Here is a 12,690-nt window from a genome sequence, read left to right as displayed (position 1 = left end):
CTTAACTGTCGCGTGCTCCAATCAGCGGAAGCCTGGCCAGCATCGTTTTGAGCGCCAGGGCGTCCCAGGGCAGATGTTCGGCGATTCCGATGCCGACTACATCGGCGTTGGCTGAGAGATCACTCAACACCTCGACGACCTGCGCCATGCTCAGTTGGCCTTGAGCTACGCCATCGAAGGTGCCTTTGGGCATTGCGGGGTTAGCGAACAGCAGCCCTCGGAAGAACGCCGGATCCAGCGCATCGAGGTCGAAGTGAATGGCCAGGTGCCTGGCGCCTGTGGCCTTGAACCATTCGATCACCGGCTGGCTGCCTCGCTCGGCGAGCGAAGAGGGGCTGACAGTGCCGAGCCCCATGAGATCCGGTAGGGGGCCGCCCTGCCATTGCGGAAATAGCAGGCGCAGCCTCTTGCCGGTGAAGTCGGGTATGGGATCTCCCGAGGTTCGGGGGCTCGAAAACGCGCAGAGGCGCGATCAGCCCAGTGCGCTTCCAGCCACTTTGCGCAGCTCGCCCAGCAGTACGTCACGCCCTTGATACAGCGCCGCCGAGGGAATGGCGTGAAGCGTCTCATCGACCTGTACCAGCAGTTGCGGTACGCCACGGATGCCAAGTCTGTTCATCAACTGTTGAGTGGTGTCGATGCGTGTTTGCGTCTGTCGGGTCAGCGCGTCATCCGTTTCCAGGCGCTGACCCAGCTCCGTGGCGTCGGTGGTGTGGCCGGCGTCGCCGAGAAACCCTGCCGTCACGTCGGCGACGACCTGAACGATGGCGGTGTTGCTGCCTGCCACGTACCTGGCGACCTGCAGCTGCCTGAGCAGGCCGGGCTCCAGCTCGGCGCCGATCTGCTGGACGGCGGTCAGCGCCCGGTTGATGTATGTCGAGTCGAATGGCGTGGCGTCATCCATCAGCACCTTGTCGCGGTATGCCTCGCTGAACGCTTCGCCGGTCGCCGCGGCAATGCGTTGATCGTTGCTCCACGCGTAGCCCGCCCACTCGGCGGACATCGCCCGCGCACCCGGGCCGGAAAACAGACCACTGGGGCGCATTTCGAGGCGTTCAGGCCAGGCCTGTGCCAGCGTGGCCAATGCAGGGGAGCTGGCGTAGCACCAGCCACACAGGGGGTCGAAGATGTACTGGAAGCGAACGGATGCCATGGCCAAAGCCCTCGTGGAATGCTAGTGGCCGCACCTTAATAGCTGGCTCGAGAGTGATCTACTGCCCCGAGGTTGACGCTTTGTTGCTTGGAGCGTGCATATCGATCTGCTCGCTCGCCAGCAGGGCCGCTACCTGGCCCATTGCGGATCGGTGGTGAAGGCGATGGTCAGCCAGCGGTTGGGGCCTTCGTCGCCAATCGCTTCGCCGATGGCGTCGCGCAGCCGGTCCCAGTCGTCCAGGGTCTGGGCTGGCCAGTCGGCAGGCACGATGAAGTACAGCTCGACCTGCAGGGCACGGCCCACCTTGGCGACGTAGGCTTCATAGCCGACGAAGCCCTGTTGGGCGACCACGCCGGAGGCTACCTCGTCGACGTGCATCTTCAGCGCTGGCGGCGTGACCAGCAGGATATCGGCCATTGCCTGGCGGATGGTCAGCAGCGGCATGGGCAGAATCACCAGGCAGATGATCGCCAGCACCGCCGGGTCGATGTAGGGGCCAAGCCAGCCATAGGTGGTCGAGGCGGTAACCTCGCCCAGCATGAAGGCGATCAACAATGCCAGCGAGATGCTCCCGGACATCACCCAGGCCTTGGCATCCAGGGCCACGAAGTCCGAGCGGATGAGTTTGTTGGCGCGAAACTCCAGGGCGGCCAGGCTGAAGCAGGCGATGGTTGCCACGAGCGCGTAGATGATCGCGAAGCCGAAGTCGAGGGGTTTGCCGCCTGCCAGCAGACTGCCGACCGCATTGATCAGCGCGTACAGCGTCACGCCGCACAGCAAGGTGCCGTTGAGCGCCAGCACCATGGGCTCCAGGTGCCAGAACCCCATATTGAAGCGCTCGGCGAGGCGGCGGTTGGCGTCGCTGTTGGACGTGTGCTTGCGGATCAGCGTGGCGACGATCAGTGCCAGGCCACTCATGCTGGCATCGGCGAGCGAATAGACGCCGTCGAAGACGATGGAGAAGGACCCCGACAAGAGACCAAAGAGGATACCGCCACCCGCTAGCAGCAGGGTGACGGCGATGGATAGGCGCAGGATGCCTTGTTCTGTTTTCATGATCGATTACCGGATACTGGGACGAGATGCCAGGCGTGGCCTGTCATTTCGGAGACTCAAAAAACTATCTTTCGGCTGGCCTGAGCGATGGCGCCTGGCGCCTGGCGCCTGGCGCCAGGAACTGGGCCTGGAGTGGCTTGTGACGGGCTCTGACTGAGCAGTTCCTGCCCCTGCATTGCAGGAGTCCGGGAAGGCGAGAGTGACCAGCACGATGATATTCGTCAGCCAGTATAGGTGAGCGCTCGCGCATAAAAAATTGGCGAATTGGCAAGTATTCAATGCGCTGGCGCAATGTTGGATGCCGCGCTGACCACGCGTGGTGGCAGCGCCAGGCTGCGGTTTAAAGCCCCGTTTGCCTGACGAGAGCGGCAACCAGTATCCCCGCGGCAATCGCCGGCAGTGGTTTCTTGACCAGCAGCATGACAACCGCCGTGCTCGCCAATGCCAGCCGTGCACCGTTGTCGCCTTCAAGTGCCAGGGGCGCCAGCAGTGCCACCAGTACCGAGCCGGACATGGCACTGATGAACTGCTGGGTTCTGAGGTTTATCGGCACGAACGACATGACGAAAATACCGCCCCAACGGGTGGCGAGCGTCACCACCGCCATCACGATGACGACGATCATGGCGCCGGAACCCGTCGATTCGATCATCATGCTTGCTTCTCCATCCACAAGGCACCGAGCACGCCGCCCGCCAAGGCACCGACCACCACATGGCTGTTGCTGGGCAAATACCAGTAGGCCAGCAGCGAGGCGCACGCAGCGACCGTCCAGATGATCAAAATCCGCAGATCCTTCTTGCCACCGACCACCATGGCCAGCAGGAAACAGCCCATGACCATGTCCAGGCCAAAGCTCACGGGGTCGTCGATTGCACTGCCAAAATAGATACCCAGCCAGGTTCCCAGCAGCCAGGCTGACCACAGCGCCAGGCCGCCACCGAGCAGCAGCCCCAGTCCTGGCTTGCCAGAACCGAAGGCCTGCATGGACATGGCCCAGTTGGCATCGGAGGCGACCAGCATGACGCCGTAGCGTTTGGCTGGCGGCAGGTTGCTCAGCCAGGGGTACAGCGTGGCACCCATCAGCAGGTGACGGGCATTGATCGCGAACACCGTCAGCGCCAGAGGCACTAGTGGTATGTGCGTGCCCCACAGATCCAGCGCCGCGAACTGCGATGCCCCGGCGAAGACCAGTGCGCTCATGACGAGGCTGGTCTCGGTGCTCAGCCCGGTCTGCGTGGCGGCCAGCCCGAAAGCCAGCCCGAACAGCACGACGAAGGCCGAAATGGGCAGGAATGCCTTGAATCCATCCCAGGCGATCGAGACATTAATCGCTTCCAAGTTCTTATCGCTGTTCGACAACATATCGTTCCTGTTCATGCATCCGTTGCGCTTATCGACAGCATTCGCGATGTCCGAAAAGGCGGTTAATGCGAGTTTCTCCACCCGGGGTGTAGTGAGCCTATGGCGAAAGTATGTGTCGGGTGCATTCTTCCGTAAAACGCATAATTCGCCGGTCTATCATTCGAATTGCGAATGCAGTGATGAGGGGGATGGGCTCCAGCCCGAGCTTATCCCGCTAGCCACGCTGGCAGGCCAGTTGCTGCTCGGTCAGGCGATACAGCGTGAGCGTGATTGTCGCTTGCAGCTCGACAATCACGCGGGCTCATCACTCGGCTTTCGACAGCGGCGGGGTGCGCGGTGGAATCTGGCGTTGCGAACCTGTCGACTCATAGGCGCAGGCCAGTCGCAGCAGCGCCGAGTCATCGTAGGCGCGGCCGGCGAAGGTCAGCCCGACGGGCATGCCGATATCCGCCATCACACCCATCGGCACCGTCACCGTGGGCACGCCGAGGTGGCGAATGGCGAGGTTGCCGTTGGCGACCCAGATGCCGTTGCTCCAGGCGATATCGGCGGAAGCCGGGTTGATATCGGCATCCGCTGGGCCCACGTCGGCGACGGTAGGGAAGAGCACGGCGTCGAGCCCGAGCGCGTCCATCCACTGTTCGAGATCGATCTGCCGGGTCTTCTCCAGCCCTCGCAGGCCATCGGGCAGCGTGGCGATCTCGTTCCACGGCGTGATGCCGCGTTCGGCCATGCGCACGTACTCGTCCATCCCGGCGGCCAGATCGTCCTCGCGGTTGGGCAGGGTGCCTGGGTCGTGGGGGAAAATCTGCGGCCCATCGACGTCCGCCAAACGGTTCAGTTTCGGATCGCCATTGGCACGCAGGAAGTCGTCGAAGGCCCAGGCTGACAGTTCCCAGAGTTCGTCATGCAGAAACTCTTTGGAAACCAGGCCACGGTTGAACACCGTCGAGGCGCCAGGGCGGTCGCCCTCGCAGTTGGAAACCAGCGGGAAGTCCACCTCGATCACTTCGGCGCCAGCACTTTCCAGCGCCTTACGGGCGTTCTCCCATAGCGCGATCACCGAGGCACGGGTGTTGATACGCTGCCCGGTTGGCCCGCCGATGCCTGGCGAGTCGCTGGTGCCTGCGTCCGGGTCGGCATTGATGAACATGCGTGGCACGCCGAAGCGTTTGCCGGCCAGTGCGTCCGCACCCACAGCCAGTGCCTGATAGCGGTCGGGTCTTACCGAGGAGGCGGCGGGGATCGGCACCCAGGGCTGCAGGCGCCACAGGTCGCCCCGAGTGTCGGGGTCATCGGCGGCGACCACGTCCAGCACTTCGAGCAGATCGACCATGCTTCGCGCGTAGGGCACCACCACGTCCATGGTTGGCGTCAGCGGCCAGTTGCCGCGCACCGAGATCACCCCGCGCGACGGCGTATAGGCGCACAAGCCATTGTTCGAAGCCGGGCCACGACCGCTCGACCAGGTTTCCTCGGCGAGGCCAAAGGCGGCGAAACTGGCAGCCGTCGCAGTACCAGCCCCGTTCGAGGAGCCCGAGGCGAACGGGGCGGTCAGGTAGCTGGCGTTGTACGGGCTTTCGGCGCGGCCATAGACGCCACGCTGCATGCCACCGTTGGCCATCGGCGGCATGTTGGTCTTGCCCAGGCAGATGGCGCCGGCCGCGCGCAGGCGTTCGACGGTGAAGGCGTCGCGGTGGGCGAGCAGGTCCTTGAAGGCCGGGCTGCCCGAGGCGGCGGTCAGCCCCTTGACCAGGTAGCTGTCCTTGGCGGTGTAGGGGATGCCATCGAGCGGGCCGCGGGTTTCGCCACGGGCGCGGCGGGCGTCGGATGCCTCTGCCTCGAGCAGCGCGTCCGGGTTGCGCACCACCACGGCGTTCAGCGCGGTGGCCGTCTGCGGGCCGTCATAGGCGTCGATCCTGGCGAGGTAGGCTTTGACCAGTTCGACCGCTGTGGTGCGGCCCGCCTCCAGCGCAGCGCGCAGTTGGGCGATGGAAACTTCGGTTACCTCGATCATGGTGTCACCACTGTTAGCTGGCAGGTGGACGACGCCTGGCGTCATGCTGCACCTGAATGGGATGGAGGGCTCGAGCAAAGCCTGCACGGGCGCCGATTCTAGCGCGCGAGTGGCCGTCCGGGCGATCACGTCGTGGCTCGTGAGGTGCGATGTTGTACATTGCCGTTTTCGAGTTTCGCAGAGGCGCAACGATGGACAACCCGATCAAGCCCGTGAGCCTGGACAAGGCCTACCGGTTGCTCAACCACGGCCCCACGGTGCTGGTATCCGCACGCCATGACGGCGTCGACGGGGTGATGGCCGCCGCCTGGGCTTGTGCCCTGGATTTCGACCCGCCCAAGCTGACCGTGGTACTGGACAAGATCACCGCCACCCGTGCGCTGGTCGAGCGTAGCGGTCGATTAGTCATTCAGGTACCCACTGCCGCGCAGCTGGAACTGACTCACCAGGTCGGTTCGCGCAGCTTGAACGATGAGCCCGACAAGTTGGCCACTACCGGCGTCGAACTCATCGCCCTGGGCGATCAGAATCTGCCGTTCGTCGCGGGCTGCTCGGCATGGCTGGCCTGCCGCCTGATCGTAGAGCCGCACAACCAGCAGACCTACGACCTGTTCATCGCCGAGGTGACCGCTGCGTGGGCCGATTCGCGGGTGTTTCGTGACGGGCGCTGGCACTTCGAGGAGGCCGATCCCGCCTGGCGCAGCATCCATCACGTAGCCGGCGGTCACTTTTATGGGATCGGCGAGGCATTGAGTCGCAAATGATCCGCGCTGCGCGCTGTCTCAGCTAGACATGGGGCGAGGGCGTGATTACCTGGCGCCTGAACGCTATCGGAGTTCGAGATGAAATCACTGATCGGTTTTACCCTGATGCTGGCTGTGCTGACCGCCACCGGCGCATCCGCCGACGAGCGCGCGCCGCAGACCATCCGCGTGATTCCCAAGGCTTACGTCAGCCCGGGTGCCAGTGGCAGCGTCGACACCTATGAGCGTCAGGAGCGTTACAACCTGTATGGTGGCCAGCGCATACCGCAAGGCATCGATTCAAGCCGTTATGAAAGCGGCCAGCGCAGCTCGACCTTCGAGACCCGTGGCGGCATCCGGCAGAGCACCGAGTACCCGAACGGTTACCAGATTCAGCGATATCCGGGGCAGGGCACGCAGCAGTACCAGCAGCGGCGCTGAGTGCGCCGGGCATTAGACTTTGGTCTAAAAGGGAGGGGGTTTCGACTAAGGTCGTCTGTCGGAAGTTGAATGCTGACTTACAGTTATCCATACCAGCATCCTGCTGTGGAGGATAACAATAAAATGAACGACAGCATCTACCGGCGGATCGAGCAAAGTCCGCACTTCAAGGAGCTAGTAGCCAAGCGTGAAAAATTCGCCTGGATACTTTCCGCCATCATGCTTGGCATCTATATCGGCTTCATCCTGCTCATCGCCTTCGTGCCCGGCTGGCTGGGAACCCGCATCACCGAAGGTTCTCCGATCACCTGGGGCATTCCAGTTGGCCTCGGCGTAATCCTCTCGGCCTTCGTGCTGACCGGCATCTACGTGCGCCGCGCCAACAGCGAATTCGACAACCTGAACCAGGTGATCCTGGATGAGGTGGGCAAATGATCGGCCGTATCCTCTCCACGTTGGCCCTGATGGCCCTGGCCCCGACCTTGTGGGCCGATGCATTGACCGGCGACGTTCAGCGCCAGGCAGTCAATACGCCCGCGATCCTGATGTTCCTGGCTTTCGTCGGTGGCACCCTGTGCATCACCTACTGGGCTTCAAAACGCAGCAAGTCGACGTCTGATTTCTATACCGCGGGGGGCGGTATCACAGGCTTCCAGAACGGCTTGGCAATCGCTGGTGACTACATGTCGGCGGCGTCCTTCCTGGGTATTTCCGCCCTGGTGTTCACGTCCGGCTACGACGGCCTGATCTACTCGATCGGCTTCCTGGTCGGCTGGCCGGTGATCCTCTTCCTGATCGCCGAACGCCTGCGCAACCTGGGCAAATACACCTTTGCCGACGTGGCGTCCTATCGCCTCAAGCAGAAGGAAATCCGTACCCTGTCAGCCAGCGGGTCGCTGGTGGTGGTGGCTTTCTACCTGATCGCGCAGATGGTCGGTGCAGGCAAGCTGATCGAGCTGCTGTTCGGCCTGCAATACCATGTGGCGGTCGTGCTGGTCGGTATCCTGATGGTGATGTACGTGCTGTTCGGCGGCATGCTGGCCACCACCTGGGTGCAGATCATCAAGGCGGTGTTGCTGCTTTCCGGTGCGTCGTTCATGGCGTTCATGGTGATGAAGCACGTCGACTTCAACTTCAACACCCTGTTCACCGAAGCGATCAAGGTTCACGCCAACGGCGAGAGGATCATGAGCCCCGGTGGCCTGGTGAAAGACCCGATCTCGGCGATCTCCCTCGGCCTGGCGCTGATGTTCGGTACTGCCGGTCTGCCGCACATCCTGATGCGCTTCTTCACCGTTGGCGATGCCAAGGAAGCCCGTAAATCGGTGTTCTACGCCACCGGCTTCATCGGTTACTTCTACATCCTGACCTTCATCATCGGTTTCGGCGCGATCCTGCTGGTCAGCACCAACCCGGCCTTCAAGGACGCTGCTGGCGCTCTGCTGGGCGGTAACAACATGGCGGCGGTGCACCTGGCCAATGCCGTGGGTGGCAGCATCTTCCTGGGCTTCATCTCGGCCGTGGCCTTCGCCACCATCCTCGCGGTGGTTGCCGGTCTGACCCTGGCGGGCGCTTCGGCGGTTTCCCACGACCTGTACGCCAGCGTGTTCAAGAAGGGCAACGTCAACGAGAAGGACGAGCTGCGCGTATCGAAGATCACCACCGTGTGCCTGGGTATCCTGGCCATCGGCCTGGGGATTCTCTTCGAGAAACAGAACATCGCCTTCATGGTGGGTCTGGCGTTCTCCATCGCGGCGAGCTGTAACTTCCCCGTACTGTTCCTGAGCATGTACTGGAAGAACCTGACCACCCGTGGCGCGATGGTCGGTGGCTGGCTCGGCCTGATCACCGCCGTGGTACTGATGGTGCTCGGCCCAACCATCTGGGTCACGGTGCTCGGTCACGAGAAGGCGATCTTCCCGTACGAATACCCGGCGCTGTTCTCCATCATCGTGGCCTTCGTCGGTATCTGGTTCTTCTCGATCACCGACAAGTCCGAATCGGCTGCAGAGGAACGTGCGCTGTTCCTGCCGCAGTTCGTGCGCTCGCACACCGGCCTGGGCGCCAGTGGCGCTTCGTCTCACTGATCGGTGCAGTACTGAAAAGGGCGGCCCTCGGGCCGCCCTTTTCTTTTCTGGCGATCGGCAATCCGCGGTGGCGGACCAGGCGCATATGCAGCGTTTGCTACTCGGGCCAAGGTTGGGTCCTGCAAGAGGTCGCTGCGGCCGGGGTTGACCCTAGCTTGGTTCGAGCGTTGCGTCGCTATCGATGTGGATGCGGTCACGGCCCGCGCCCTTGGCCTGGTAGAGCTGCTGGTCCGCGCGCTGCAGCCAGCTTTCCCATTGCTCGCCAGCCCTTAGCACAGCGCCACCCATGGAAACGGTCACCAGGCCGCCAGGGCTGCTCAGGTGCTGGGCTATCTGCGCCTGCAGGTGTTCCGCCGCCGAGAGCAGCCCCTGTTCATCGGTATTGCCCAGCAACAGCAGAAACTCTTCGCCACCAAAGCGAAACAGCCGATCTTCCTGGCGGACGCTGCGCTGGGCCAGTGCGACGAAATCCACCAGCACCTGGTCGCCGGCCTGGTGACCGAAGCGGTCGTTGATCTGCTTGAAATGGTCGAGGTCGATCAGCAGAACCGAGGCATTGATATCGTGCCGGCGCCGGTTGGATACGGCGATTTTCAGTTCATCGTTCATTACCCGGCGGTTGCGGGCGCCGGTCAGCGGGTCGCGGGTGGCCCAGGCATGCAACTGGTCACGCTGGTGCTGGGTGCGGTAGGCAAAGATGAAGGTCAGCACACTGGCCAGCAGTGCGGTGACCAGAAACGACAGCATCTGGTAACGGCTTTCGAATACCGTGCCCGGCACCAGCAGGGAATAGATCGCCAATGCGGCGACCACCAGTACGGTCGCGAGCAGTGCCCTGGGCGGTGACACCATGAAGAAGTTGAAGAGGATCAGCGGGTAAATCCAGAACAGCCCGTTGACGCCCAGATTGAGGGTGATCAGTGTGGCGCACAGCGAGAAGATACCGGCCAGCCAAACCCCGGGTCGGACCGTGTCGCCGGTGCGCCAGGCGTGAATGACGGCCAGGATGGTCGACAGCACGATCACCGTATCGGCGACGCTGACCAGATAGTTACCGTGCACGGCGCGGTAGACGGCATAAGGCGAAATGCCCAGTACACCGAACAGCCCCATGAGGGTAATGATCGAAAGTTGGAAATCCTTGCGCAGCCGCGCAAGCAGACGCTTCACGTGAATAGCCATGGTGCTTTCATTCTGGTTGTGGGCGCGCGTGCTCGATTGCTGCAGATAGGTCGCTTGCAGATGAGCGTCTCGACCTCAGGCAGCCGTTCACATTGGCGGGGTCGCTGGCGGACCGCAAGTGAGGAAAGTGGTCAAAGTGCCAGCATATGCGCCAGGATGCACGAATGGCGTGTTTCAGCGCCGCATGGCGTCCAGTGTCTTGCTGCGCCGGTAGCGGGCCAGGCGTTCGGCAAGCGGTGAGGGCAGTTCGTGGCACGCTTGAAAACCCTGGCGCTCGTAGAACGGTTGCAAGTCGGGATGGCAGAACAGCCAGGTGGGCGTCTGCGCATCCTGCAGCGCAGCGTCGATCAGGGCGCTGGCCAGGCCCTGTTGGCGCCGTGCCGGCGCGACCAGCAGGCTGGTCAGCCACTGGCCGTGAGCGGCCTCCTGCAGGCACAGCGCGGCAACGATCTCGCCATCTCTGGCGACCCAGACCTGATGGTCGCTGCGGGTACGCATGGCGGAGCGATGGCTGCGATAGAACTTGTCCGCCAGTGGGCGCAGATGATCGGGCAACAGGCAGAACACGGGCATGGCAAACGGCCGCGTTGAATGGCCGGCCAGTCTAAGTGGCGGGCGAGGGTGAAACCAGTGGTTCGCGCCAGATCAGCCGCTCGGTTGCAACTGCCTTTGCGCGCTGATTTCCGGCAGATCCTCGCGGCGCAGGTAGATACGCAGCGGCTCGCCGATGTTCAGGCGCTCATCGATACGCAGGCCGGAGAGCAGGCTCAGGCGGTCGCGTTTCAGGGTCATCAGTTCGGGTGTCTCGCCAGTTGCCCAGACGAACTCGCTGGTTGGTGTGATGCTGTTTTCGGCGACGTCGAGGCCAAAGGCGTCTTCGCTGAAACGCACGATGTGTTGACCGGTCTTGACGTTGAAGCCGACGAAGCCTTTCAGCTGGTCGGCGGCGGCGCAGATGTCGGCAGAAGTGATAGCCATGTGAACCCTCGCGTATGAGAAGCGGATCGCCACAGGCTAAGGGCTGTGAACACACAGGCCTTGCCGTAGATCAATAGAGGGTGGGTGGCGCGGTGGACAGCTTGTCGCAGGCGGTTGGCGGTAACCGTGCATGACGGACAGCCGCCAGAGTCGAGTCCGTCGACGGGTTCGCTGCACTCAGCCTTCGGGATCGATACCACGCAGTGGGCCCACGTCGCGAATCGAGTTGGAGACCCGGTAGTTCGGCGCTTGCAGTGCGCTGCGGATCTTCTCGTAATCTTCGTAGGGCAGACCACTGCGGCTGAGCATCTCCAAGGCGAATTGCTTGACCTCTGCGTCCGTGTAGGGGCGTTCGGCTGCCGATTGCGGGCTGGCACAGCCGGTCAGGAACAGGATGAAAACCGTGAGCAGGGGGAGCAGGGAGCGTGGCATGGGAGCACCTGTGAACGAGGCCGTTTGTATGCCTCATAGGCTATTCACTGGCTGCCGCCGGAAGAAATCATTCGCTTCGATAGTGGCTATCGTCGCTTCCGCTCGAATGGCGGGGTCGTACGCTCAGGCGCTTGGCCAGAGCAGGGGCAGGACGTGTCGGCGCAGCAGCGGCGCCAGGTCGTCCGTTCGCGGGTCGCAGGCGCTTAGCCAGCGCAGCTCTTCCAGTTCGGCTGCGGGGTGCACCGGGTGTGGCAGCATGCCGCTGAAGATATCGGCTTCGACCCGGGTATTTGCCTCGTTGGCGGCGACTTCGCTGAAATGGCCCAACGGCGTGAAGGCTGACTCGGGCACGCGCAGCTGCAGCTCCTCGTGGAGTTCGCGCAGCAGGGTCTGCATCGCTGTCTCACCCTCGTCACGCTTGCCGCCTGGCAGCATGAACCTGTGCGTGCCGCGCTTGCGTACCAGCAGCAGGCGGCCGGTTTCGTCGAACAGGCAGGCTGCTGCGATGTGCAGAGTACGAGGAGGCATGGCTATCAGTGCAGGTTCTTAGGCTGCATCAGGCCATCGAGCAGGCCGACCTTCACCGCCATCAGTGGCGAGTTGTTGATCCACACGTCGTCGATGACGATGGTGCGGCCGATGTCTTCCTTGTCAGCTGCCACGAGCAGGTAGTAGGTGCCGTCTTCCGGTGCCTCACCATCCCAGCCCAGGGTGCTCATGCCGATCACCGTGGCAGGACGGGCGGGCTTGTTGGGGATTACCGTGCCGTAGGCGTCCATCAGTACTGCACGGGGCTTCAGGGCGAACTTGTTGATGCCCATGCAGGTGTGATCGCACAGCGAGTTGACGTTGAGGCGATAGCGCTCGCCTTGCTTCAATTGCAGGGAGTACACGCGGTAGTTGGACAGCGAACTGCCGAACTGCATGCTGGCATTGCCGGCCTTGCCACGTGGCAGGCTGGAATGCGGGTTGAGTGGCAGCGGAACGACCTGGGCATTGTGGATCGCCTCCAGGTTGCTGCGAACGATACTGTTGTGGTCGGTCGTGGTGGTGGACGACGACTGGGGGGCGCTACTGCAAGCTCCAAGCATTAAGCAGGCGGCGAGAACGAGATATTTGTGCAAGATGCAGCTCCTGTGCGGCAATGTTCCGCTCTGCGATTGATCCGCAAAGAAGGAAGCCGGACAGTATACCGGGTTATTGCGGCAATACCGTGATGGAATGCCGCAATTCGCC

Annotated in this window: 16 protein-coding genes; 4 read left to right on the top strand and 12 right to left on the bottom strand. The window is 62.7% G+C overall.

Annotated elements, in window-relative coordinates:
• Position 1 precedes the first annotated feature (1 nt).
• The 6 genes from FHR27_RS11610 to FHR27_RS11585 all read right to left on the bottom strand — a co-directional run bounded on the left by FHR27_RS11610 (position 2) and on the right by FHR27_RS11585 (position 5,591).
• Positions 2 to 301, bottom strand: a complete 300-nt coding sequence (locus FHR27_RS11610; RefSeq protein WP_179538638.1) for a hypothetical protein — start codon at positions 299 to 301, stop codon at positions 2 to 4.
• A 171-nt stretch (positions 302 to 472) separates the two neighbouring features.
• Positions 473 to 1,153 carry a DsbA family protein gene (locus FHR27_RS11605; RefSeq protein WP_179538637.1) on the bottom strand — a complete coding sequence of 227 codons (681 nt, stop codon included), beginning with the start codon at positions 1,151 to 1,153 and terminating at the stop codon, positions 473 to 475.
• 129 nt (positions 1,154 to 1,282) lie between these two features.
• On the bottom strand, positions 1,283 to 2,209 hold the full coding sequence (locus FHR27_RS11600) for a cation diffusion facilitator family transporter (RefSeq protein WP_042554396.1): 927 nt from the start codon (positions 2,207 to 2,209) through the stop codon (positions 1,283 to 1,285).
• Positions 2,210 to 2,549: 340 nt separating this feature from the next.
• The gene (locus FHR27_RS11595; RefSeq protein ID WP_042554395.1) at positions 2,550 to 2,864 is read right to left on the bottom strand and encodes an AzlD family protein; all 315 of its coding nucleotides are present in this window, start codon (positions 2,862 to 2,864) and stop codon (positions 2,550 to 2,552) included.
• A complete protein-coding gene (locus FHR27_RS11590) occupies positions 2,861 to 3,574 on the bottom strand; it encodes an AzlC family ABC transporter permease (protein WP_179540091.1) in 714 nt (237 codons plus the stop codon). The genes FHR27_RS11595 and FHR27_RS11590 overlap by 4 nt, the downstream gene beginning before the upstream one ends.
• 304 nt (positions 3,575 to 3,878) lie before the next feature.
• On the bottom strand, positions 3,879 to 5,591 hold the full coding sequence (locus FHR27_RS11585) for an amidase (protein WP_179538636.1): 1,713 nt from the start codon (positions 5,589 to 5,591) through the stop codon (positions 3,879 to 3,881).
• Between the two features lie 191 nt (positions 5,592 to 5,782).
• Between FHR27_RS11585 and FHR27_RS11580 the strand changes: the two genes are divergently transcribed.
• The 4 genes from FHR27_RS11580 (at position 5,783) to FHR27_RS11565 (ending at position 8,862) form a co-directional block, all read left to right on the top strand.
• Positions 5,783 to 6,355 carry a flavin reductase family protein gene (locus FHR27_RS11580; RefSeq protein ID WP_042554393.1) on the top strand — a complete coding sequence of 191 codons (573 nt, stop codon included), beginning with the start codon at positions 5,783 to 5,785 and terminating at the stop codon, positions 6,353 to 6,355.
• A 78-nt stretch (positions 6,356 to 6,433) separates the two neighbouring features.
• Entirely contained in the window at positions 6,434 to 6,775 is a 342-nt protein-coding gene (locus FHR27_RS11575) for a hypothetical protein (RefSeq protein WP_042554392.1), read from the top strand.
• A 123-nt stretch (positions 6,776 to 6,898) separates the two neighbouring features.
• Positions 6,899 to 7,210 carry a DUF485 domain-containing protein gene (locus tag FHR27_RS11570; protein WP_042554391.1) on the top strand — a complete coding sequence of 104 codons (312 nt, stop codon included), beginning with the start codon at positions 6,899 to 6,901 and terminating at the stop codon, positions 7,208 to 7,210.
• Positions 7,207 to 8,862, top strand: a complete 1,656-nt coding sequence (locus FHR27_RS11565) for a cation acetate symporter (RefSeq protein WP_042554390.1) — start codon at positions 7,207 to 7,209, stop codon at positions 8,860 to 8,862. The genes FHR27_RS11570 and FHR27_RS11565 overlap by 4 nt, the downstream gene beginning before the upstream one ends.
• 150 nt (positions 8,863 to 9,012) lie before the next feature.
• On the opposite strand, the gene FHR27_RS11560 is transcribed toward FHR27_RS11565, so the two are convergent.
• From FHR27_RS11560 to FHR27_RS11535, 6 genes are all read right to left on the bottom strand, one after another.
• A complete protein-coding gene (locus FHR27_RS11560; RefSeq protein ID WP_179538635.1) occupies positions 9,013 to 10,044 on the bottom strand; it encodes a GGDEF domain-containing protein in 1,032 nt (343 codons plus the stop codon).
• Positions 10,045 to 10,218: 174 nt separating this feature from the next.
• Positions 10,219 to 10,617, bottom strand: coding sequence for a GNAT family N-acetyltransferase (locus FHR27_RS11555; protein ID WP_042554388.1), 399 nt, complete (start codon positions 10,615 to 10,617; stop codon positions 10,219 to 10,221).
• A gap of 72 nt (positions 10,618 to 10,689) precedes the next feature.
• On the bottom strand, positions 10,690 to 11,022 hold the full coding sequence (locus FHR27_RS11550) for a DUF2025 family protein (RefSeq protein ID WP_179538634.1): 333 nt from the start codon (positions 11,020 to 11,022) through the stop codon (positions 10,690 to 10,692).
• 177 nt (positions 11,023 to 11,199) lie between these two features.
• Complete coding sequence (locus tag FHR27_RS11545; protein ID WP_042554386.1) at positions 11,200 to 11,454, bottom strand: hypothetical protein; 255 nt, start codon at positions 11,452 to 11,454, stop codon at positions 11,200 to 11,202.
• Between the two features lie 123 nt (positions 11,455 to 11,577).
• Positions 11,578 to 11,982: an NUDIX hydrolase gene (locus FHR27_RS11540; protein WP_042554385.1), complete on the bottom strand. Its 405-nt coding sequence runs from the start codon at positions 11,980 to 11,982 to the stop codon at positions 11,578 to 11,580.
• A 5-nt stretch (positions 11,983 to 11,987) separates the two neighbouring features.
• Positions 11,988 to 12,578 (bottom strand): hypothetical protein, encoded by a 591-nt coding sequence (locus FHR27_RS11535; RefSeq protein ID WP_179538633.1) that lies wholly within the window; start codon positions 12,576 to 12,578, stop codon positions 11,988 to 11,990.
• Positions 12,579 to 12,690: the final 112 nt, after the last annotated feature.

Source organism: Pseudomonas flavescens (assembly GCF_013408425.1).
In the GTDB taxonomy this organism is placed as follows: Bacteria; Pseudomonadota; Gammaproteobacteria; order Pseudomonadales; family Pseudomonadaceae; genus Aquipseudomonas; species Aquipseudomonas fulva_A.
The sequence above is the reverse complement of the archived record's forward strand: the minus strand, read 5'-3'. Positions and strand labels throughout refer to the sequence as shown.

Excerpts from the sequence above, each read along its gene's own strand:
- FHR27_RS11570 (WP_042554391.1), top strand. The coding sequence starts at position 6,899 with ATGAACGACAGCATCTACCGGCGGATCGAGCAAAGTCCGCACTTCAAG.
- FHR27_RS11590 (WP_179540091.1), bottom strand. The coding sequence starts at position 3,574 with ATGTTGTCGAACAGCGATAAGAACTTGGAAGCGATTAATGTCTCGATC.
- FHR27_RS11545 (WP_042554386.1), bottom strand. The coding sequence starts at position 11,454 with ATGCCACGCTCCCTGCTCCCCCTGCTCACGGTTTTCATCCTGTTCCTG.
- FHR27_RS11585 (WP_179538636.1), bottom strand. The coding sequence starts at position 5,591 with ATGATCGAGGTAACCGAAGTTTCCATCGCCCAACTGCGCGCTGCGCTG.
- FHR27_RS11580 (WP_042554393.1), top strand. The coding sequence starts at position 5,783 with ATGGACAACCCGATCAAGCCCGTGAGCCTGGACAAGGCCTACCGGTTG.
- FHR27_RS11550 (WP_179538634.1), bottom strand. The coding sequence starts at position 11,022 with ATGGCTATCACTTCTGCCGACATCTGCGCCGCCGCCGACCAGCTGAAA.
- FHR27_RS11575 (WP_042554392.1), top strand. The coding sequence starts at position 6,434 with ATGAAATCACTGATCGGTTTTACCCTGATGCTGGCTGTGCTGACCGCC.
- FHR27_RS11600 (WP_042554396.1), bottom strand. The coding sequence starts at position 2,209 with ATGAAAACAGAACAAGGCATCCTGCGCCTATCCATCGCCGTCACCCTG.
- FHR27_RS11565 (WP_042554390.1), top strand. The coding sequence starts at position 7,207 with ATGATCGGCCGTATCCTCTCCACGTTGGCCCTGATGGCCCTGGCCCCG.
- FHR27_RS11595 (WP_042554395.1), bottom strand. The coding sequence starts at position 2,864 with ATGATGATCGAATCGACGGGTTCCGGCGCCATGATCGTCGTCATCGTG.
- FHR27_RS11605 (WP_179538637.1), bottom strand. The coding sequence starts at position 1,153 with ATGGCATCCGTTCGCTTCCAGTACATCTTCGACCCCCTGTGTGGCTGG.
- FHR27_RS11540 (WP_042554385.1), bottom strand. The coding sequence starts at position 11,982 with ATGCCTCCTCGTACTCTGCACATCGCAGCAGCCTGCCTGTTCGACGAA.
- FHR27_RS11560 (WP_179538635.1), bottom strand. The coding sequence starts at position 10,044 with ATGGCTATTCACGTGAAGCGTCTGCTTGCGCGGCTGCGCAAGGATTTC.
- FHR27_RS11555 (WP_042554388.1), bottom strand. The coding sequence starts at position 10,617 with ATGCCCGTGTTCTGCCTGTTGCCCGATCATCTGCGCCCACTGGCGGAC.